The 21,471-nt window shown below is 36.5% G+C and carries 23 protein-coding genes; 13 read left to right on the top strand and 10 right to left on the bottom strand.

Going from position 1 to position 21,471, the window contains the following annotated elements; all coding sequences use genetic code 11:
* Positions 1-3: 3 nt before the first annotated feature.
* The 9 genes from BT999_RS10350 to BT999_RS10310 form a co-directional block, all read right to left on the bottom strand.
* The gene (locus BT999_RS10350; protein WP_072697718.1) at positions 4-1,920 is read right to left on the bottom strand and encodes a PAS domain-containing protein; all 1,917 of its coding nucleotides are present in this window, start codon (positions 1,918-1,920) and stop codon (positions 4-6) included.
* Positions 1,917-2,918 carry a phosphate/phosphite/phosphonate ABC transporter substrate-binding protein gene (locus tag BT999_RS10345; RefSeq protein WP_072697717.1) on the bottom strand — a complete coding sequence of 334 codons (1,002 nt, stop codon included), beginning with the start codon at positions 2,916-2,918 and terminating at the stop codon, positions 1,917-1,919. Before BT999_RS10345 ends, BT999_RS10350 begins: the two co-directional genes overlap by 4 nt.
* A gap of 293 nt (positions 2,919-3,211) precedes the next feature.
* Positions 3,212-3,697, bottom strand: coding sequence for an acetolactate synthase small subunit (gene ilvN / locus BT999_RS10340; RefSeq protein WP_072697716.1), 486 nt, complete (start codon positions 3,695-3,697; stop codon positions 3,212-3,214).
* Between the two features lie 9 nt (positions 3,698-3,706).
* Positions 3,707-5,404, bottom strand: coding sequence for a biosynthetic-type acetolactate synthase large subunit (gene ilvB / locus BT999_RS10335; protein WP_072697715.1), 1,698 nt, complete (start codon positions 5,402-5,404; stop codon positions 3,707-3,709).
* 4 nt (positions 5,405-5,408) lie between these two features.
* On the bottom strand, positions 5,409-5,639 hold the full coding sequence (locus BT999_RS10330) for a DUF465 domain-containing protein (protein WP_072697714.1): 231 nt from the start codon (positions 5,637-5,639) through the stop codon (positions 5,409-5,411).
* A 67-nt stretch (positions 5,640-5,706) separates the two neighbouring features.
* Positions 5,707-6,108, bottom strand: coding sequence for a DUF167 domain-containing protein (locus BT999_RS10325; protein ID WP_245791010.1), 402 nt, complete (start codon positions 6,106-6,108; stop codon positions 5,707-5,709).
* A 27-nt stretch (positions 6,109-6,135) separates the two neighbouring features.
* Positions 6,136-7,008, bottom strand: a complete 873-nt coding sequence (locus BT999_RS10320; RefSeq protein WP_072697713.1) for a DivIVA domain-containing protein — start codon at positions 7,006-7,008, stop codon at positions 6,136-6,138.
* Positions 7,009-7,051: 43 nt separating this feature from the next.
* Positions 7,052-7,366, bottom strand: coding sequence for a YggT family protein (locus BT999_RS10315; RefSeq protein WP_072697712.1), 315 nt, complete (start codon positions 7,364-7,366; stop codon positions 7,052-7,054).
* A gap of 284 nt (positions 7,367-7,650) precedes the next feature.
* Positions 7,651-8,031, bottom strand: a complete 381-nt coding sequence (locus tag BT999_RS10310) for a carboxymuconolactone decarboxylase family protein (protein ID WP_072697711.1) — start codon at positions 8,029-8,031, stop codon at positions 7,651-7,653.
* 79 nt (positions 8,032-8,110) lie between these two features.
* Here BT999_RS10310 and BT999_RS10305 point away from each other — a divergent pair, with 79 nt between their 5' ends.
* From BT999_RS10305 to BT999_RS12715, 3 genes are read left to right on the top strand one after another with little or no spacing between them, the layout of a single operon-like run.
* Positions 8,111-8,320 (top strand): MerR family transcriptional regulator, encoded by a 210-nt coding sequence (locus BT999_RS10305; RefSeq protein WP_072697710.1) that lies wholly within the window; start codon positions 8,111-8,113, stop codon positions 8,318-8,320.
* Positions 8,321-8,353: 33 nt separating this feature from the next.
* Positions 8,354-9,034 (top strand): IS1595-like element ISDli1 family transposase, encoded by a 681-nt coding sequence (locus tag BT999_RS10300; RefSeq protein WP_072697709.1) that lies wholly within the window; start codon positions 8,354-8,356, stop codon positions 9,032-9,034.
* Between the two features lie 51 nt (positions 9,035-9,085).
* Complete coding sequence (locus BT999_RS12715) at positions 9,086-9,217, top strand: MerR family transcriptional regulator (RefSeq protein ID WP_281246539.1); 132 nt, start codon at positions 9,086-9,088, stop codon at positions 9,215-9,217.
* A gap of 139 nt (positions 9,218-9,356) precedes the next feature.
* Here the strand turns inward: BT999_RS12715 and BT999_RS10295 are convergent, their stop codons facing one another.
* Positions 9,357-9,845 carry a hypothetical protein gene (locus BT999_RS10295; protein ID WP_072697708.1) on the bottom strand — a complete coding sequence of 163 codons (489 nt, stop codon included), beginning with the start codon at positions 9,843-9,845 and terminating at the stop codon, positions 9,357-9,359.
* A gap of 347 nt (positions 9,846-10,192) precedes the next feature.
* Here BT999_RS10295 and BT999_RS10290 point away from each other — a divergent pair, with 347 nt between their 5' ends.
* The 10 genes from BT999_RS10290 to BT999_RS10250 all read left to right on the top strand — a co-directional run bounded on the left by BT999_RS10290 (position 10,193) and on the right by BT999_RS10250 (position 21,456).
* A complete protein-coding gene (locus tag BT999_RS10290; protein ID WP_072697707.1) occupies positions 10,193-12,100 on the top strand; it encodes an ArnT family glycosyltransferase in 1,908 nt (635 codons plus the stop codon).
* A 46-nt stretch (positions 12,101-12,146) separates the two neighbouring features.
* Positions 12,147-12,752 (top strand): hypothetical protein, encoded by a 606-nt coding sequence (locus tag BT999_RS10285; RefSeq protein WP_072697706.1) that lies wholly within the window; start codon positions 12,147-12,149, stop codon positions 12,750-12,752.
* A 186-nt stretch (positions 12,753-12,938) separates the two neighbouring features.
* Positions 12,939-13,448 (top strand): transglycosylase domain-containing protein, encoded by a 510-nt coding sequence (locus tag BT999_RS10280; RefSeq protein ID WP_178139346.1) that lies wholly within the window; start codon positions 12,939-12,941, stop codon positions 13,446-13,448.
* A gap of 63 nt (positions 13,449-13,511) precedes the next feature.
* The gene (locus tag BT999_RS10275) at positions 13,512-14,195 is read left to right on the top strand and encodes a transglycosylase domain-containing protein (protein WP_072697704.1); all 684 of its coding nucleotides are present in this window, start codon (positions 13,512-13,514) and stop codon (positions 14,193-14,195) included.
* 186 nt (positions 14,196-14,381) lie between these two features.
* Entirely contained in the window at positions 14,382-16,823 is a 2,442-nt protein-coding gene (locus BT999_RS10270; RefSeq protein ID WP_072697703.1) for a penicillin-binding protein 1A, read from the top strand.
* Positions 16,824-17,188: 365 nt separating this feature from the next.
* A complete protein-coding gene (locus BT999_RS10265; protein WP_072697702.1) occupies positions 17,189-17,710 on the top strand; it encodes a PilZ domain-containing protein in 522 nt (173 codons plus the stop codon).
* Between the two features lie 55 nt (positions 17,711-17,765).
* The gene (locus BT999_RS10260; RefSeq protein WP_072697701.1) at positions 17,766-18,521 is read left to right on the top strand and encodes a protein phosphatase CheZ; all 756 of its coding nucleotides are present in this window, start codon (positions 17,766-17,768) and stop codon (positions 18,519-18,521) included.
* Between the two features lie 16 nt (positions 18,522-18,537).
* Positions 18,538-18,711: a hypothetical protein gene (locus BT999_RS12565; protein WP_178139345.1), complete on the top strand. Its 174-nt coding sequence runs from the start codon at positions 18,538-18,540 to the stop codon at positions 18,709-18,711.
* A 62-nt stretch (positions 18,712-18,773) separates the two neighbouring features.
* Positions 18,774-20,741: a response regulator gene (locus BT999_RS10255; protein WP_072697700.1), complete on the top strand. Its 1,968-nt coding sequence runs from the start codon at positions 18,774-18,776 to the stop codon at positions 20,739-20,741.
* A gap of 55 nt (positions 20,742-20,796) precedes the next feature.
* Positions 20,797-21,456 (top strand): rhodanese-like domain-containing protein, encoded by a 660-nt coding sequence (locus BT999_RS10250; protein WP_072697699.1) that lies wholly within the window; start codon positions 20,797-20,799, stop codon positions 21,454-21,456.
* Positions 21,457-21,471: the final 15 nt, after the last annotated feature.

Here is a 21,471-nt window from a genome sequence, read left to right as displayed (position 1 = left end):
ATACTACTTTATCACAGGCGATGGGGTTGTGGCACGATTCAGCGTTATTTTTACACAAGAGCCGTGTCCAAGCGAATCTTTAAGGCTGTTACGTTCTTCTTCACTAAAGGCGTTAGTTGAGACCTCGCTTGTACAGACCAAAGAACCGCCAAAAGCCGTTATCATTTTTTCAATTAAATCTTGGGGTAAAATATCGCCTTGGTCAAAAGGCTCTATACTTTTTATTTGGTCTTCGTTTACCGGTGTAGATATAAAAATATTATCACAACTACACTCTAGCGTAATCGTTACCGTATCATTTAAAAGATTTGATCTGATGTTACAATTTAGTAAGGCTTTGGGGCGTTTTTCAATATCCATGTTTAATAAAACCGAAAGAAATATGCTTTTCCAGATTTGATTAAAGGTATATTCACTTCCCGAAACAATAACCATTTCTTCTAAAATATTAATATTAAATATTAAACCTTGTTTTTTTCTTAGTGTTTCAAGCGGTTGAGCGGCGGCGGAAATAGACTCTTGAATATTTATAGCCATCGGTACAACTACATTGTTTAATAATTTGCTTTCAAGTTCTGAGGCGTGGTTTAAAACCGTATTGAGCTCTGTTTTTAGCTGTTCTGGTTGTGTTTGGTTGTCGTCAACGCTTTGTAAAATATGGGTTAATGAGGCGTTGATTTGTGATAAAGCGTGTTGTCCGGTTAACAGGGCAAAGTTGTAAACATTGCTCAAGTTGTTAAAGCCAAAACATTCTTTTTCCGGACTTATATCGGTTAAAATTGTTAAAATATTGGTTAAGTCGCCTTTTTTGGTATAAATTGGCAAACGCTTTACTGAAAAGTTTATTTTTTTATCTTCATATTCATAGAGAGTTTCTTTAAAGATAGGCGGTGTGCCGTGTAAAATAGCGTCATTTTCAGTGCGTGTAATGACGCCAAGTTTAGAAATAACCACTTCATCAGGGTATTTATTAATAAATTTTTTGCGATCAACACCGAAAAAGTTTACACAGGCTTCATTCATATAAATGACCCTACCTGTTTTATCATATAAGATAATCATGTTTGTCAGGTGTTGGCCCAAAGTATTAATAATTGCTTCGTTTGAGTCGTTGGATTTAACGGCGTTGTCTAACATATAAAAATAGCGACGTGCTTTTTGTAGTGGTGTTAAAAAAGAACGATAAAAATCTAAAGGAGAAACGCAAGTCTTATCTTCCAATTGCCATTCGGCAGAGATTATATTTTGGTGAATCAGGGGCGGTAAGTCTTCCATTGCATCATTAAACATTTGCAAGCTAAAGCGTAATTCTTGACGCAGAGCCTTGGTTACAATAAACCCCGCACCCATCATTATGAATAAGATAACAAAAAAAATGGAATAATGCCAAAGATTAACTTGCAACAAAGTTTGCAAAAAAGTTTTGGGATAAAAAGCAACAACCGCCGTACCTATTCTGTCGTTAGCTATTAAAACAGAGGTGGCAAAGCTTAAAACTTCCTTCTGATTATCTTTCACAAAAGAGACAATGTTGACCATATTAGTATCTGTAAAGCTGTTGTGAACGCTCCAAAGGTCTATCGGAAACTCAGTTTGAAAGGTATGGGCAACAACTTGGGCGTTTTCGTCCAAAATAAAGGCATATGCCAAATCAGGTTCTGATTCAACTAAACTTTCCAACATATCTTCGATATAAAAATAATTGCTTCCCAATAAGTGTTCTGCGGAAGTATTGGCGATAAGACGCACAACGGAGGAACCTTTGGATTTTAATGAGTCATTAACCGCAGTGTTTTGAAATTTTATAAGGTATGAAAAAAGGGCAAGAATACAAGATAGGGTAATGAAAAAAAATATGAAATATAGTTTCTTTCCGATTTGAGGATAAGAAGCTTTTTTTAGCTCGCTTTTAAGTTTCATCGCTCGCCCTCATTATTCTTTTCATCATCCTGCCAGAGTGTTTCATAAAGTTTATTGATGTTTAAGATACCAAGTTTTTCCATTATCCTTTGTGTTGTTGCCAGATCAGAGCGAGTTGCCGGAACAATTTGTTCCGCCCCCATTTTATTTAAAAGTTTTCTGGTGCTTGGTTTATTAATATCTAAAGAGAACATTGCTTTTTTTATACGCTTAAGTTGGTCTTCGCTAAGGTTACGACCTGCGATGAAAACCCAGCTGTCTAAAGGCGGAAAACTTGCAATTACTTTAAAGTTATTTGGGTTTAAATGAGAGCTTGTTGTTTCTAAAGAGCCGTTTGGAATAGTGGCAAAGTCATATTCCCCGCTCAAAAGATTAAGCAAAACGGTTTCTTGGGCTGCTCCTAAACTTGGGGGACAATAAATTTTTTTAAAACCTTTAATGTCAATATTGTTTTCTTTAAAATAATCTAGAGGGAAGATATAACCGTTGCTAGATAAAGGGCTTATTCCGACCCAACGTTTTCCGGCACAATCTTGTATGTTTTGAATTAAAACATTGTCGCGACGCACCACAATATCTGTGCCTTTATCATGTCCCATTGTTCCAATAGCTTTGGCAAAAATTTTAGCACCTTTTTGTTCGGCATAAATCGCCACAACCGAATTAACAAACGAAATATCTATTTCGCCGTTTTCAATCATGCGTAGGTGTTCTTCAAAATTTGCGGGAAAGATTTGTTTTATTCTAAGGTGGGTGCTTTTGCGTAAATAGTCAACGAAAGCATCATATTTTTGATAGGTGATTGTGCGTGAATATTGAGGAAGAACGGCATAGGTGAGAGTTTTTACCGGTTGGGTAACATTAAAGTAGGCGTGTTGTTTAAAGTCTACGTTTAAAGTTTCTTTAAAATGCAACCAAGGCAAAAGAATAAGAAAAAGAACTGTTAACAGTGCGACAATAAAAGCTTTTTTTTGTTTCGGTTGCATAGTTTTAAGCATTGGGGTTATCTTGAAATAAAATTGGGAATAAAATTAGGTGGTACAACTCTTTTAAGTTGTTAACCTATCATATCAAGAAAAAGTATAAAAGCAAATACTGATTTTTGAGACTATTGCACAATAATCTCAAAGTGGCTTAAGACGTTTTATGTTAGTATATACAGAGCATAAAACGATAACAAAAGAACGCAAAATGTATTTTTGCAATGGTATTTTTTTAATATTTGCTTTTAAAGTAAAAAATAAAAATAACAGCCGCCCGCAAAAACAACGAGCGACTGTTAATATATGGTTTATTCAGGTTGAAGCGAGCGACGCATAACGACAGAACCCGTACGAGCCATGTCTTTAATACCAAATTTAGACAATAAAGTTAAAACAGCTTGAAACTTTTCATGGTTTCCGCTTATCTCTAAGGTTAAATCAGTAAGACCTACGTCAACAACTTTACAGTGGAAGATTTCGGCAATGCGTAAAACTTCACTACGTTTATTATCGTCGGCGTGTACACGCAAAAGCATTGTTTCACGTTCTACAAAAGAACAATTTTCATAAGTAACTACTTTAATTACTGTAACAAGTTTACGAAGTTGTTTTACAATTTGTTCATAAACAAAATCGTCGCCGCTAGTTACGATAGATACTTGAGAAACATTTTCTTCAAGTGCCGGAGCAACGTTTAAAGACTCAATATTAAAACCGCGTCCACAAAACAAGCCGGCAACACGCGCCAAAACTCCGGGTTCATTTTCAACTAATACGGAAAGTACATGTCTCATCGTTTTCTCCTATAATAACATTTCATTTAGTGAAGCGTTTGGAGGCACCATAGGATAGACATTTTCTTCCTTGTTAACAATAACATCTACGATAACCGTATTGGGTGATGCAAATGCCTTAGTGAGTGTTGAAACTAACTCCTCAGGCTTATTGACTCTATAGCCTTCTGCTCCGTAAGCTTCGGCAAGTTTAACAAAGTCAGGAGCCGCAGCTTCGAGGTTAACCGAACTGTAACGATTGTCATAAAACAGTTCTTGCCACTGTCTGACCATTCCCAAAAATCCGTTATTAAGAATAACTATTTTAACGGGTAACTTATTGAAAACCGCTGTGGCCAGTTCTTGGCTATTCATTTGAATAGAACCGTCGCCGGCTATATCGATTACAAGCTTATCGGGGAATGCCATTTGAGCACCCAAAGAAGCCGGAAACCCAAAGCCCATAGTTCCAAGACCGCCTGAAGTTACCAAGCTACGAGGTTGTTTAAAGGTAAAGAATTGGGCAGTCCACATTTGGTGTTGTCCAACTTCCGTACAAATAATAGCTTCGCCTTTAGTAAGCTCATAGATAGTCTCAATTACCTTTTGGGGGTTAAGAGTATTTTTGGTTTCATTATAAGTTACGGGGTGGTCTGCTTTCCATGAAAAGATTTGGGCGAGCCAATCTCCATGAGCTGACTTCCAATCTTTTTCGTTGATACGTGGTTCGACGATGCTTCTTAAGCTTAAAAGAGACTCACGACAATCACCAACAACAGGTACGTCAACCTGTACGTTTTTTTGAATTGAAGTCGGGTCAATATCGATATGTACGATAGTTGCCGCCTTGGCAAAGCCCGTGAGTTTGCCCGTTGCCCTATCGTCAAATCTTGCTCCGATAGCAACGATTAAATCAGCTTCCGAGGTTGCCCGGTTTGCTGAATAAGTTCCGTGCATACCGAGCATTCCGAGCCAAAGCGGGTCATCACCGGGATAACCACCAAGCCCCATTAAAGAAGCGGTAACAGGAATATGTAAGTTTTTTGCAAGCCAATCAAGACTTTCGCTTGCCCCTGATTGAATTACTCCGCCGCCAATAAAAAACAAAGGTTTTTTGGCGTTAAGTAATAAATCAACAGCCTTGCGCAGTTGGTTTAAGTTTGGCTTATAAGTCGGGTTATAACTGCGTAAACGAGCAATTTCTTCAGGATAATGAAACTCTGTTTTTGCGGTCATAACGTTTTTGGGAAAGTCGATTAAAACAGGCCCTGGGCGACCTGAGCGAGCGAGAAAAAACGCCTCTTTAATAACTTTCGGCAACTGTTTAATGTCTTTAACCAGATAATTATGTTTTGTACAAGGGCGAGTAATTCCTATAATATCAACTTCCTGAAAGGCATCATTGCCGATCAGGTGAGTTGGAACTTGCCCCGTCAAAATGACCAAAGGAATAGAGTCGGCGTAAGCCGTAGCTATTCCCGTAACGGTATTTGTAGCGCCTGGTCCTGAGGTTACCAGACAAACACCGACTTTACCAGAGGTTCTAGCGTAGCCGTCAGCGGCATGAACAGCGGCTTGTTCATGACGCACCAAAACGTGTTGAAGTTCAGGGTGGTTCAACAGTTCATCATAAAGGTCAATAACAGCTCCACCCGGGTAACCAAAGAAGACGTCTACGCCTTCTTTTTTAAGGCATTCCATGAGTATTTGAGCACCGGTTAATTCCATTAATTTAAACTCCAGTTTGTTTATGTTTATTTAAAAGAGCAACCAAGCGGGTTTTGCCATCCAGCTTTTGTTTTTTCAGACTTTTAAGGTCAAGCTCTTCTTGAGGGCTGAGAAAAGGTTTTGCTTCAAGCACTTGAAGCTTTTTTTCATAGATAACGTGGTCGTCCCACAGGCTTTTGACTTCCGGGTCTATTTTTGAAACTTTTTCGAGTAGTTCACGATCTTTTAAGTCCATAATAGGCTCCTTAGATGGTTGTTTTAAATGTTAAACAGGGTTAATTAGGATATACTTCCAACAATTTTCAAATTTCTTTTTCATTAATCATATGCAAACTTACTAAATTTTCCCAAAGTGGTGCAAGTTTTGCCTCAATGCGAATACGTTTTTGACGTGCGGTTTCACCGCTTTGAATTTCCAGTTGTTGAGCTTTTAGTTTTAATAGCTTGGCTAAATATACAAGTAATGCTTTATTTGCCTTGTTGTCAACTGCCTGAGCCGTTAATCTTATTTTTAAACGCCCTTCGTAACAACCGACTACAGCATTTTTTTTTGCATTTGGCTGAACCCAAACCAAGATATCAAAGCTGTTTTCGTTGTTTTCTTTTAACCATTCGGGTTGTTGTTTGTCTCCTGGCTTATTATTTTTTATTATTTGTTGATTTTTTTCAAGCTTGTTTTCGGTGTCAGTTTTCTTGGTTTGCACAAACTAACTCCTATAAATACTGTGTTTTTATTTTATTTTTAATTCAAAAGGTCCTTGCAATTTTTCTAAGATCAATAAGTCTTCTTGGTGTTCGGGGCTTAGATCTTTAAGTCTTTCATGTTCATGCGAGTTTGCGTTAAAGTTTAAGGTTGTATTGTCTTTTACAATATTATTATCAGGTATAACTTCGTTATTTTGAGGCTGTAGATTGTGTGGGGTCTGATTGTTGACGCTCTGGGTATTTATATTTTCCGTTATATTGTTTTGAGTTGTGTTGTTTTCAATATTGTCATCGCTATCGTCTATTGTTTGAGCTTGTAGATTTTCCGAGCTTTTATCGCTATTTTTATCGTTAATTTGATTTTGTTGAGACGAATAATTTGCCCGCTGATTGAGGGGGGTATAGCGTTGAGCAAGCCCAAGGCGAGCTACGCCGGCGTCAAGGCGAGCTTCGCTTTCTTTTTGCATATCGAGCATTCTTAAATGGCTTTCAATAATCGAACGCAAGCTGATTTCAAATTGTGATTTGAGTTTCTTGGCTTCGCTGATTTCATCAAAAATATGCCCGAGTCTTTGATGTGCTTGTTGCAACAAGTTATCGGCTCTGGCCCGAGCAGCATCAATAATAAGCTGTGCTTCTCTTTGGGCGCTTGTTTTTAGATCTTCGGTCATGCGTTGGGTAGCAATAAGGGTATTACGCAAAGCCGCTTCTTGTTGTTCAAACTCTGCCAACTTTGCTTCAATTTGTACCACTCGAGCAGATAAAACAACTTTTTCATCTGCCAAGCGTCCTAAGGTGTCTGCTACGTCATGCAGGAAATTATCTACTTCCTCAGGGTTATACCCGCGTAAACTGCGAGTAAATTCATGGTTTAAAATATCTATGCGACTGACAGCCATGAAAGTTCCTTATAGCTATAAAAGTAATGAAAAAAAATATTTCTTAAAAAGGTGTATTGTTAAGACGTGCTGCAAATTGATATAAGTTTTGTATTACAGCATAGTCTAAAAATTTAAGTGCTAAAATTACCACAATCGGTGAAAGATCTAACCCATAGCTATAAACAAAAGGCAAAGCACTGCGAATACGGTAATAAACCGGCTCGGTTAAAGAACGCAAAGTTCGCACTATAGGGTTATATGGATCAGGGTTAAGCCAAGAAATTAACGCAGAAATAATTACAATCCATAAATATAAAGTAGTTACCCAATCTAAAACAACGGCAATGCCTTTTACTATATTACCTATTGCGAACATAAAACCTCCGAATTAAGCAAGTATATCATTAAAATTATTTAAAATATTTTGTTCCGGGTTAAAGCGGAAATTAAAAGACAGTTTATATTAAATATTTTCAATCTTCTCTGATTGCCTGAAAATAATCAAGTATTTTTTAAAAATAAATAATAAAGAGTCATAACTACCCTTCAAACCTATTTACAGTTTTATGCTAGTCATGACTCATAACAATTATTCAACTTGCTTACTAAGCTTTTTTAGGATGATTGTTTTTTTATTATATACTTTTTGTTATGAACCAATTAAAGTATTGTCCGTTGGGAAAATACTTTTTTTGCTACAAACACGGCATTAAGTACTTTGGGAAACCCTGTATATGGAATACATTGTAAAAAGATTTCAATAATTTCTTGTGGCGTGATCTGAACATTTAACGCAGCATTTATATGTACTTCGAGCTGAGCTTCACACCCACCAACTGTTAATAAGCTACTTAAAGTTATGAACTCTCTTTCTTTAAGGCTTAATGTTTCTCTGGAATAAATATCACCAAATGCAAATTCAATAATGTATTTACCTAAATCTGGTGCAATGTTTTCTAAAGACGAAATTACTTTTTCCCCGCCTTCACCATCGATCTCTAACAGTTTTTTTAGCCCTCTTGTATAGCGTGTATCTGACATTGTTTCTACCTCCTAAATGTAGTAATGAGAAAGATAACACTTCGAGTTTACTCTAAGTCAAGTGATTTTAGGAGAAAAGATGAAATATTTTATTGGTGAGTTTGCTACCCTTGTAAGCTTAAGTGCACACACGTTGCGTTATTATGAAAAAGAACAACTGTTGATTGTTGAACGTGATACGGGTGGGCGGCGTTATTATACCGAAAAAGATGTTACATGGATTTTATTTATTAAAAAATTAAAAGAAACAGGTATGTCCATTAAAGAAATAAAAAAGGGTCAAGACTAGAACAGCATTAAAAAAAGTGCTATAAAGCCAGTCATGACAATGAAAAACAAGTATATTTTTCGTTCAAAAATTTCAGAGGCAAAATTACGCCAAATAGTAAAACTTTTTTGTATTGATTTAAATGCAACCCAAATATCGCAAGTTGTTGAATTAAATAGAAATACAATAAATCGTTTATTGTTAGGCATAAGAGAACGCATTGCTGAATTTTGTGAGGAACAATCTCCAGTTTCTGGAGAAGTAGAGGTTGATGAAAGCTACTTCGGAGCCCGTCGCATAAAAGGGCAACGAGGTAGAGGAGCTAGAGGGAAAACTATTGTTTTTGGGCTATTTAAGCGTAATGGCAGGGTTTATACAGAGATAGTCCCTGACTGTTCCAGAAGCACATTACAAGGTATTATTCGTGGAAAAATAAGCCTTGATAGCGTCATACACTCTGACGGCTGGAGAGGCTACAATGGCTTAGTTGATCTTGGTTATCTTAAACATTTTCGGGTTCAACATGGTGCTAACGAATTTGCTAATAAAGATAGTCATATCAATGGGATTGAAAGTTTTTGGGGTTATGCAAAAACTCGCCTTGTACGCTTTAGAGGGTTACAAAAACACACCTTTTACTTCCACTTGAAAGAATGTGAATTTAGGTTTAATTATAGACAAGAAGACACCTATAAATTAATTCTTAAATTTCTCAAAAATAAACCGCTGTTCTAGTCATGACCCATAAAAAAATATGCCTTATTAAGATACGAAGGTGATGAGACCATGGCTGAACGCTTGAACATGTTAGAAAAACACCGCCTTTTTGTCTTGAATGAAAAAGAAAAATGGGAAGCGAACCTAATCAATTTAGAAAATAAAATAGAAATATATAAAAATGGGCTAAAAAATGCTTAATTTCTTAAGTTTTGTCCAAGAGTATAAAAACATGATATTCATTGAGAATTGTTTTTTTTTACTTTGATACCAAACATAGGCATATTTTTTAAACAAGTTGGAACAACAATATAAATAGAGAGTATTTTTGTTATAGTTTCTATTTAATCAAATAATATAATAACCCAAAAATCATAAAAACAACAAGAACCCAGAGTAATTTATTTGTATTGCGTTGTTGATTATTAATTGGTTGTTGTGGAAATTGCGTAGGTAGTCCGTTGATACTTATTTGAAATCGATTGGTTTTATTTTTGGAAGTTTCTATTTCATTTGTTGAGTTGATATTGTTATCCGTGAATGGCTTATCTTCTTGTGTTTGAGGCGGAGTAACTTTATAATTAAATAGTCTTAATAGTGGTGCCACAATAAAAAATTCTGCAAAGCTTAATATCAAAACAACGGTTAACGTTACTAGCCATTTTGCCAAAAGCCTCTCTATCTCATGGTCATGTTTTTCAACTCCATCAATAAGCCATTGTAACATATTGAAAGCTAAAACAATAATAACAATTTTTCCTCGCCATGTAGTAGGTTTAAAATTGTTAGCCAGCTTGGGAAATAGATTTTTGATTACCCTAGAACTCATAATAAATACACCCCATGCAAGATCACCTCTAAGCTACAACTAATGGAATATTAAAACGATCAGTTCGACTTTTTTTATTGTGTAAAGTTATCTAAGCCCTAACAAAAAATATCTTTTATCACAAGAATGTTTTATTTTGGGAATGACTTTGGAACTATTGTGCAATAGCCTCATAAAGGTTTTTAGCTTTTGTGGACATTTTTTAGACAAAGGGCTAAGAAACAACAAGAGTATTTTTACTGTATTTTATTTGTTTTTAAGATATAAACCAAGCAACTTTGTAACCCTGTAACCCTGTAACCTTGTAATTTTGAACCAACACAACTTTTTTCGGATTTTTTCATTTTATGCAAACAGAAATTTCGCCTCTTCTTTATCGTCAACTGGGTTTTTGGGCTAAACTTTGGTATACTAAACCAGATCTTTTGGCGATTTTTATCCTTGGAACATTATTTGTTCTACGCCTGAGCTTTATCTTATTTGGCGGTTTGGGACTTTTTTCCGATGAATTTTTATATTGGAATTTATCTCGCCACAACAGCCTTTCTTATTATGACCAAGGTCCTTTGGTCGCTTGGTTAATTGCTTTTTGGCGTAATCTTTTTGGTGAAACCGAATTTTCCGTGCGTTTCGGAGCGGTTTTTATTTCTACTTTAACTCAATTTACGCTATATTTGGGTTTAAGCCGACAATTTAAAAATTATAATCTGGCTCTAAGCGTTCTTTTATTTTCCGGGTTGACCCCGCTATTTATTTTTTCGGGTATGATTGTTTCGCCAAACTCTCTTTTGTTTTTATCTTGGACAATGGCGTTATTTTCTCTTGATTTGGCGATAGAAAAAAAAGATGAGCTTGCCCCTTTGATTGTTTTGGCAACAGCCATGGCGTTTGGAATTTTAAGCCATTATTTTATGCTTGCTTTTTTTGTGGTGGCTTGGATTTATTCTTTGATTTTATATAAACTGCGTTTACTTCCCTTACATTATTTTTCTCGGGTCATGTCAGCCTTAATTTGTGGAACGGCTTTGGGGCTTTTGCCTATAATGATCTGGAACGCCGAAAATAATTGGATTACTTTAAAGCATCTTGAAACTTTAATCGGCGTTTATGAAAACAACTCGAACTTTATTAATTTTATCGACTTTTTTAATTTTTTAGTCGGACAAACACTTATTATTCTTCCTTGGTTTTTTGCACTTGTGTTTTTTGGTTTTTATTTGGCGTATCAACATTTAAAAGCTGCGTATATCAGGGTTTGCGGGCTGGAAGATTTAGGGTTGTCTACAGATTTTTCACAACCTTTTACAAACGACGAAGCCTTGAATTTAAGGCTTAAAGCCTTGTTTGCTTCTGCGTGGTTACCATTATTTTTCAGCTTTTTAATTTGGAGCTTTTTTAATATTGAAATAAATATTTTTAGTGCGGGTCTAAGCTATATTGGTGGATTGGTTTTAGCGGCTTTGGGCTTGATTGAAATTTTAAAACGTTTTCCGCTTAAAGCCTCGCTGAGTTATAAAATATACCTGCAAAACCAAAATAAAAATCCAAATATGCAAAAAACAAATTGCAACAAAAAAACAAAGTTGTTGAAAAATCTTGTTTTCCCTGTGTTTTATTTGAGTTTAACTATTCTTTTTGTCGGACATTTTCCCTCGTTGTTTAAACAGGTTTCGAGTTTATCGTTTTTTTCGGTTTCGCTTAAAACTTTGGGTATAGAGAAAAACTTAAATTTGCCAAATTCCGCTTCATTTAAAGCGTTATCTGCCCACCTCGAAGAGATTCGCAGTCAAATGCCCGACCCTGAAAAGGTATTCTTTTTTTCCGATTCAGCGGAACTGAGTTCGGGTTTAAGTTTTTATCTGTACGATAATCCAAGGGTTTATGTTTTAAAAACGGGCAAGGATAAAGAGCTTCTTACTCAATATGATTTTTGGGAAGATCCCAATAACGTCTTAAATAATTTCAGCACAGCAAAACCAAACTTTCTCAAAAAGAAAAAAGAGTTGAGCGAACAAGAAAAACTTGACGCTGAAAATATGGCTCAATACAGTCCTCGCTATGGTTGGAGTGCTATTTATCTTGGTTTTCAACAAAGTCCAGAGCGTGAAGCTGAAGTTGAAAACATATTGAGCGGAATGTTTAAGAACAGCCAAAAAGAATTTTTTGAGATTGAAACAAAAAATAACAGCAAAACTAAGTTGCTAATAATACAGTTGGACGATTTTAACGGAAAGTGGAACAAGCCAAGCTTTTAAGATAATTATTTTTCTCACTTCATAAAACAGATATAGAAATCAAATAATGCAAACACAAAATAAAGACCCTCATATTTGTGAACTTTGTTCAAATACGGCTCTAAGCTGTTGTCGCAGTTCGGGAAAGCAACTTGAGTTTCGTTTTCCGCTCTCTTTACCTGAGTTTGAACGCATTCAAAAATTTATAGAAAAAAATAAAACGAGAGTTCCCGAACTTGCGGAAGCGTTTTATGATGAAATTATCAATGATAAATCTTTCGTAACAGCCTTGGCTGATTTGTTTCCTAAGCAAAAACAAAGCGTTGCGAAACTTTATGAAACAAACAAAACACGCAAAGTTTTAAAAGTTGTGCCTGCGAATATTACTCAAGATAACAAAACCAAAAAAGTTTTTAAATGTGTGTTTTTAGGAGAAACAGGCTGTCTTTTAGAAAGAGAGGTGCGTCCGTTTCACTGTCTTTTATATCCTTTATGGACTTTTGAAACTCAAACGGAAGTGCTGAATGACCCTGATTGTTTGGTCTTTAAAAAAGCTAAGGCTTTATCAATGAACAAAGATGAGCAAGTGAATTTTGTTTTATCTACTCTTAATATCGATTTAAAGGTTCATTTAGCTTTATTTCAGGCTTTAAAAAAAGATTGGGGTTTATAAAAAATGTCCAAGCCTAAAAAGTGGTACAAAACTTTTTTTAATGCCATTTGTTATATTTTCATCTCTCTTGTCTCAGCAAGCATTTCAATTGCCACTTTCAGTTTTCTTGCCCTGTTTATCTGGTTTCAATCTTATCTCGGGGAGTTTAGGAATTTTACTATAAAAAAGGATTTTACTATAAAAGAGGTGCATTATTATCCTATAAGCTTAGAGCAAGCTCCAAACCATTTAAAAAATGCTTTTTTGGCTTCTAATGCGATATATAATTTTGATCCTTTACTGAAATATGTCGCTAACAAGCTGTTACGCAGAGACCCAAAACCCATTCGCGATAGAATGTTTAAAGAAGCTTTCTTAACCTTGGGGCTTAAACTATTTATGCCTAAAGATGATCTTTTCGCTTTTTATTTAGACTGCATTTATCTTGGTAACAACTCTTTTGGCGTTGAGGCGGGTGCTCGTATATATTTTGCCAAGCATGTAGAAGAACTTACTCTCGCCGAAGCGGCTGCATTAGCCGTTTTATCCGTAGGCCCTGCTGAATTTAACCCTTTTAAAAATCCTGAAATATTAAAACAAAAACAGCCTTATGTATTAAAGCAAATGCTTGTTTTAAGTTGGATTAGCGAAGCGGAATATAATCAAGCCGTCAGCCAACCTCTCGTTTATAAGTCAATGTTGAATCGTAATAAATAAATATAAATCAAAGAGTTAAATATTCATACAAAGCTTTAAAAAAAGATTGGGATTTATAAAACAATGCAAAATAAGATAAACAGCACTATTAAAAAGAGATTTTTCTTTTTTACAGCCTCATGTCTCTCAATCGGGATTTTCTCTTTAGTTGCTTTGTTTATTTTTTTACAGACTTTTACTAATCAGCCTATAAGTGATGATTTTCAAAACTACCCTATTAATCAGAAACAAATACCCGGTTATTTAAAAAATGCCTTTTTGGTGAGTGATGATGCTCATAATCTTGATTATCTTTATGTTTCCTATTTGAATTTACACCGTAATTATCCAAACAAGGTTTTAGATGAACAGCGAGCTTTTTTATATCTTGCCCTTAAACTCTTTATGTCTAAAGATGATATTTTAACTGCTTATTTGAATAATGCTTATTTTGGCGATAATGCTATTGGCGTTGAGGCGGCCGCTCGTATATATTTTGCCAAGCATGTAGAAGAACTTACTCTCGCCGAGGCTACATTTTTAGTCGGCTTGCCGTCTGAATATTTATTCAGTCATAAACCTAAGCGTCTTGTGAAAGTTGATCTGAAGTCTCCTATATATTCTGAACGCATAAAACAAAAACAGCTTGATATACTCAAGCGAATGCTTTTTTTAGATTGGATTAGCGAAGCGGAATATAATCAAGCCGTCAGCCAACCTCTCGTTTATAAGTCGATGTTGAATCGTAATAAAGAGAATTCAATCTAGCAATAAACATTAGAGATATATCAATTAGTTACGTGAAACGCTAAAAAGATTGGGGTTTATAGCCCTTAACTCTGGACATTGTCAAAAAAGTATATATTAATTACAACCTAAACTTTAAAATTAATCGGTATTGTTTTTTATTTTTATATAGCCATATTTTAACCTAATGAGTAATATTATTATATTATGAAAAGAATTTTTTATTATTTGACGATATTTTCCTTGTCTGCCGGTATTTTAGGCTTGGCAGCCGTTTTTATAATTTTTCAAATTTATTCCAAAGACCTCCCTAATTTTAGCAGTATTGCCGACTATCGCCCAAAACTCGTTACTACGGTATACGCCAGAGATAACAGCATTATCGGATACTTTTATGACGAAAAACGCTTTCTCGTTAACCTCGAACAAATTCCTGACCATTTGGAACGTGCGTTTTTAGCGGCCGAAGATGATAACTTTTATTCTCACCACGGCATTGACTTTCTCGCTATCTTAAAAGCTATGGTGAGTAATATTCAAGCCGGAGAAATCGTCAGGGGCGGAAGTACGATTACCCAACAGTTAGTAAAACAGCTCGCTTTAAGTGGAGAAAAAAAATACGAACGAAAAATTAAAGAAGCTATTTTAGCTTATCGTTTGTCATATTTAATGACCAAAGAAGAAGTTTTAAATATTTATTTAAACCATATTTATCTTGGCAACAACTCTTATGGGGTTGAAGCCGCGGCTCGCACATATTTTGCCAAGCATGTTGACCAACTCACTCTCGCCGAATCTGCTATTTTAGCCGGTCTGCCTAAGGCTCCTTCTGATTTTAACCCTTTTAAAAACCCAGAACGCATAAAACAAAGACAAATATATACTTTAGACAGAATGCTTTTGCTTAAGTGGATCACTCAAGCAGAACATGACGCAGCTATTAATGAGCCGCTTGTATATAAATCCATGCCTGAACCATCATGGCAACTTGGGGCTTGGTACTTAGAAGAAGTACGCCGTAGCATGATTGAGTTTTTTAGTGAAGAAAACGTAAAACGCCTTGGGCTAAAAATAGATAGATACGGAAAAGCGGCCGTGCAAGAAGCCGGTTTACATATTTACACCGCTATGGACCCGGTACACCAAAAAGCCGGAGAAATCGCCCTGCGTAAAGGGTTGCACGAAACCTCCAAAAGACACGGTTGGGTTGGACCAATCTTAAACTTAGCCGAAAAAGATTGGGAAGATTACCTCTCTAAAGAAAACTTCAACCCGACTCAACTGGAAAATGCGGGTTGGGTCAAGGCTTTGGTTACTAAAACTGCTCCAAAATTTGCCGAAGTACGCATGGGCAACTATAATGGCATTATCGAAATGGCACAAATGCAGTGGTGTAGAAACCGCAACCCTAAATATAACGACCCGACTAAGATTTTGACTGTTGGTGATGTCGTCTGGGTTTCTGTCGTTGGTGCAAGCGGAACTTCAAACCCCGTATCCGCACCTGCCGGTGGAAAAATTCCTGTTTTTGAAGCCAAAAATGTTGAGCCGACTACTGTTATTAAATTAGCTCTTGAACAATTTCCCGAAGTAGAGGGAGCTTTAAGCTCTATTGAAAGCAAAGAGGGCGATCTTGTCGCTTTGGTCGGTGGTTATTCTTTTTCTTACAATAGCCAATTTAACCGTGCCACACAAGCAATACGCCAGCCCGGTTCTTCTTTTAAACCTGTTGTATACTCTGCGGCTTTAGATAGTGGCTTTACTGCCGGAAGCCTTGTCAATGATGCCCCAATAGTTATTTCAGGTCCAAACCCTTGGCGTCCGGGTAATGCCGACGGAGCTTTTTTAGGGCGTATGTTGATGGCAACTGCTCTTGCTAAATCTCGAAATCTTTGTACCATTCAAATAGCACAAAAAATCGGCATGGATAAAGTCGTCGCCAGAGCGGCCGGTTTGGGGCTTGAAACAACGCCGATTCCGCAAGAATTGGCAATAGCCTTGGGTGCTTATGCGGTTTCCCCTTTAAGATTGACCGAGGCGTATACTGCGTTTGCCAATCAAGGGAAAAAGATTTCACATCGCTTGGTTACCAGAATTGATGACAGTTGGGGACAACCCATGATCGTTGTTCCGTCTGAAAGCACTCAAGTTATAAGCCCACAAAACGCTTATGTGATGTCTTTTATGTTAAGAGAAGTCGTTAATGCCGGAACAGGCGGAAGAGCCAAAGCCCTCGGAAGACCCGTAGGTGGAAAAACCGGAACGACAAATGATGAAAAAGATGCTTGGTTTATGGGCGTTTCGCCTTACCTTACTACGGGCGTTTATGTCGGATATGATAAAATAAAGCCCATGGGACGAGGTGAAGGCGGAAGCCGTGTTGCCCTTCCTATTTTTGTTGATTATCGTAAAAGTATAGATTCGCTTTATCCGCCCGAAGATTTCCCTGTTCCCGAGGGAATAACAACAGCCCGCATTGATGCCGATACCGGTCTTTTAGCCGGGCCCGGAACTCAACGTTCTTATTCTCTTCCGTTTATAAAAGGAACTGAACCAACGATTGCCTCCGGTGTAGAATTGCAAAAAGGGCAAGATGACAACATGGCGGTTGAAGGTCTTTATCAAAATATGGACCTTTTAGAAGATTAAATAAAAGATTGTGCCATTTATAAAATATAGTCTTTAACTTTTTTTTTAAATATGATACTGATTGTTATAGAGACTATTAAACAATAGTCTCAGTATAGTCTCAGTATAGTCTCAGTGTGGCTTTCGTCAGAAAGGGACTTCAAAAAACACGAATAAAAACTCGAGGCGGGCTTTGCCTGCCATGAAGATTGGGAAACTTTTGGCTTCGGGGGTGTCCCCGAGGTAAATTAAATTTTCCTGTGAAATGAGTGTTTTTTGTGATTGAAGACGTTTTCTGCTTGCATACAGGGCATAAAACGATGACAAAAGAACGCAAAACTGAGTTTTGCAATGGTCTTATATAAAACGTTAAGGGGCTAAATCTTATGAGTGATGATAAAAATTATGTCAAAATACGTACTAAATTAAACGGGCGTTTTCGTGTTTTAGAACACGAAGATGAAGCCCCGGTGTTATACAGCGGAACGGATAGCCATTCAAATAATCACGAAGACTTCAAACGTAACTCTTCGTTTACGGAACAAACCAATCAGTTTTTAATTAATCTTGATAATAAATTAAACACCATTTTGGCTGTTTTGAAAAAAGATGATGTGGATAAACGTTTTGCTTCGTCTGCGAATATCGTTGAAATAAGCGGTGGTGGCGTTACTATTGCCACTACTGAAAACTTGCGTGCCGGAACTTCGATTGAAATAATGATTTTTCTTGAAGATTTTCCACCTCGAACAGTCAGCGCAATCGGCAAAGTAAAAGCAAGTAAACAATTGGCACAAGGTTTTATTCATGCCGTAGAGTTTACTAATATTACTGATGTCGATCAAACCCAAATTATGCAGTATATCTTTCAGATAGAACGCAGGACTCTTCGCAGTAAAAACTTATAATTTTTTAGCGTGTTTTTTGTCTTTGCAATAAAAAATCCGCTTAAAGGACAGCATCATGGATCAAGAGCGTTTTGTCAAAGAGCTTACCGACAGCATAATGGCGGAAGTCGGCGAAAATATAAGCGGAATACTTTCGCAGTCTTTGAAACAGCATGTGGACCAAGCCATGCAAAAAATATTTACGGAAAAAGAATTTTATAGACGCGTAAGCGACAATATGCTGAATGGTTTGCAAAAAATCTATAAAGAAATAAACCAAGCCACCAAAAACGAAAAAAAAGTTTTTTTGCCCGATAAACAAAACGCAGGAAAATTGTTTTTGGAAGCCAATAAACAGCTTGATGACATTATGACCACAACCTTGGAAGCGACCGAAAACATAATGGAAAAAACCGAACTTTTGTTTGAACATCAAGAAGAAATAAAACAATTGCTTGTTGAGCTTGAGTCCGCGGAAGGCGTTAAGTCTCAATTGCAAAGAATAAATGAATTGAATGAAGAAAACAGCCAAGTTTATACGGCGATTTTAGAAGCTTTAAGTTTTCAAGATTTAACAGGGCAAAGGTTAAAAAAAGTTATTGATGCTTTGGGAAAAATCTCAACTATTGTGTTTGAGCTTTATATTTCAAGTGGTTTAATGTTAAAAAATGAAGTAAACCACCAAGAAAAAAACTTTGAGGTTTTGTCAAAAGAAAGTAAAAATACTGCCAACGCACTCTTGGAAGGCTCAAACTCAGAACTTAAAGGTCCAAGCAAAGATGGACAATCACAAAATAATGTCGATGATTTATTAGCCAGTCTCGGTCTTTAACCCAAAAGAGTTTATTATGATAATAGTTGTTTCAGGCTGTAACCGTTGTCCTTTTTTAAATGAAGGCGAAACCCCCGAGTGTAATGTTTCGACGCCGCCAAAACGTCCTCTTTTTGCCGAAACTTTGGCTGTTGAACGTCCGTCTTGGTGCCCTTTAAAAAAAGAAAAAATTATTGTACAAGAAAAATAAAAGAATTTTTTATTAAAATTATTCACAGGCAGACAAGCCGACAAACCAAATAGGTTTTAACAATGATACCAATACAACAATCTCGTCTTTTATTAATTCATAATGATATAGATATACGCAATCAAGTTCAAAGAATCTTGCAGGATTTTGACTATACCCTGCGTGATGCCGATAATTTGACCGATGGCTTGATGATTTGTCGAGATTCAAAGCCTGATGCCGTTTTGTTGTATATTAAAAGTGATAGCGACAGTTCTGTCGAGTTGTTAAGTCTTTTGACCGACGAGCTTCCTTATATTCCTTGTATTGTCTTAACTTATAATAATAATGTCGACTTTGTTTTAAAACTGGTTAAAGCCGGTGCAACAGATATTATTCAAATGGAAAATTTTCAGGGTGATGACCTTGTAAATTCTTTATATCAGCAAATAAAACGCTATAGCAGTATCTTAAAAAAGAATAATGAACTTAGCCAATCTTCAACTTTAACCGTTGCGGAAAATCAGGTTCAACTTGATCAAAAACATATAGAAGCTGTTGCAAACGCTGTAAGAGAAATGTTTTTGTCTAATGTTTGCCATGAACTAAGAACTCCTTTAAACGGTATACTCGGCTTGGTTGATTTAATGATAAGCGGGGTAAGACCTGAATCAACCGTAGAATATTGTTTGATAATACGCCATTCGGCTCTTGAATTATTAGGTTCAATCAATAAGCTGATTGATATTGCAAGCCTTGAAAGCAACCGTATGATTTTGCATGTAGGTACTTTTTCTTTAAGAAACAATTTAAGAGACTTTTTGATTGCTTATCTTGACCAAGCACAATGGAAAGGACTCAGCTTAACTTATAGGGTTGATGTTAAGGTGCCTGATCGTCTGGTTGGCGATATTGACAGGTTAAAACAAACTCTTGACCACCTTTTAAATAATGCGATTAAGTTTACTAAAGAGGGTAGAATAGAACTTACTATTTCTGTTGCTTCCGCTCCACATATCGAAGATACTCCGGAAATAAACTCTTATATTAATAGCTTACACAGCCCAAGTTTTAATAGAAAAGATCACGTTCGCTCAAAAGTTGTTTTACTTTTCAAAATTAAAGATACGGGAATCGGAATTCCGCAAGAACAACTCCACGATATATTTATTCCTTTCACTATGGGGGAAAGTTTTTTAACCAAAAGCTATCGTGGTTTGGGTCTTGGTTTGTCTATTGCAAACTCTATCAGTAAATTAATGGGCGGAATGCTCTTTGCCGACAGTACGGAAGGGCAGGGTTCTTGCTTTACTCTTGTTGTTAGTTTTTTTGAAGAAGATAACAACCAACAAGACCTTGAAAACGTGGTGTCTTATACCGGTTCTCAATCGCCCAATCCCCAAAATATGCCTAATCTGCCCAATCTGCCAAATCAGCAGGGACAAAGAAACACTGTTGTGCAAAAATCAATGAATCAAAACGTAAACCAAGGTTTTGAACAATATGCACAACAACCGCCAAACAATATTCAAAAAAGACCAAGTCCGGTTAAAATTGCAACAGAGAAAAATGTGCAAACACCGAATTTTCCTGCTTCTTCCAACCACTTTATTAATCTTAATAATAACTCTTTGACTTATGGAACGCTGCATTCCACTCAAGAAGAAATTCTTAGGTCTTTACCTCAGCGTACTATTTTATTGGTAGAAGACGACCTTGTTAATCGTATGCTAGGCACTGGCTTTTTAGAGTCAAGAGGCTATAAAGTCGTAACCGCCGAAAACGGACAAGAGGCTTTGGATGTTATCGCAAATCAATATATTGATCTGGTTTTGATGGATATTCAAATGCCGATTATGGACGGAATAACAGCCACAAAAATTATTCGCCAAAAAGGCGGGCGTTACGAGCAATTTCCGATTATTGCAATTACGGCAAACGTTTTGAACAACGACCAAGATTATTATAGTAACTGTGGATTTACTTCTTATGTTTCAAAGCCGGTAAACTTTCCTAACCTACTGGACGAATTAAAAAAAATGATTAGTTAAGACTCAGCTTATTTTTGTTACTTCCATTCAATCTTCAAATTATCAGGGAACTCAAATGACCTCAATAAACACAATTACCCCACAAGAGTTAAAAAATAAAGACTTGTATCAAGATGTAATTTTAGATGTGCGTACCTATCGTGAATATTCCGAACGTCGCCTTAAAACTGATCACTATTTTATGCCTTTAGATAGCTTAGACCCTTATGAACTTCTCTTAAAACGTGGTCTGTTAAAAGATACTGAAATTTATTGCCTTTGCGTAAGTGGAGCTCGAGCCAAAAAAGCGGCAACCAAACTTGCGGAAGCAGGGTTTAGAAACCTATATATTGTTGAAGGTGGAATAGGTGCTTGCGAACAAGCCGGTTTTGAAGTCGTTAATAATACCGGAAAAAGTCAGGTGGTTCAAGGCGGCATGTCTTTAGACCGCCAAGTTTATATTACCGTTGGAACTATCGTTACGATTAGCGTATTTTTAGGAAACCTATTTAATTGTCTGTTTAATTATTTCGCTTTTGCTATTGGAGCCGGGCTTATTTTTGCCGGGCTAACCAACCGTTGCGGGCTAGCTTTTTTACTTTCCAAAGCTCCTTGGAATAAGCAAACTGTAGAAACAGTTAGTGCCGGTGGTGCCTGTAGCGGTGGTGGTGCAAGTAGTAAATCGACAAACAATACTCCTCCGCCAAGTAAAAACAATAACCAAAGTTGCCAGTAAACGTTGGTATAAAGG

The organism is Desulfovibrio litoralis DSM 11393 (assembly GCF_900143255.1).
In the GTDB taxonomy this organism is placed as follows: domain Bacteria; phylum Desulfobacterota; class Desulfovibrionia; order Desulfovibrionales; family Desulfovibrionaceae; genus Frigididesulfovibrio_A; species Frigididesulfovibrio_A litoralis.
Note: the sequence above shows the minus strand (reverse complement) of the source record. Positions and strands in the feature narration are given on the sequence as shown.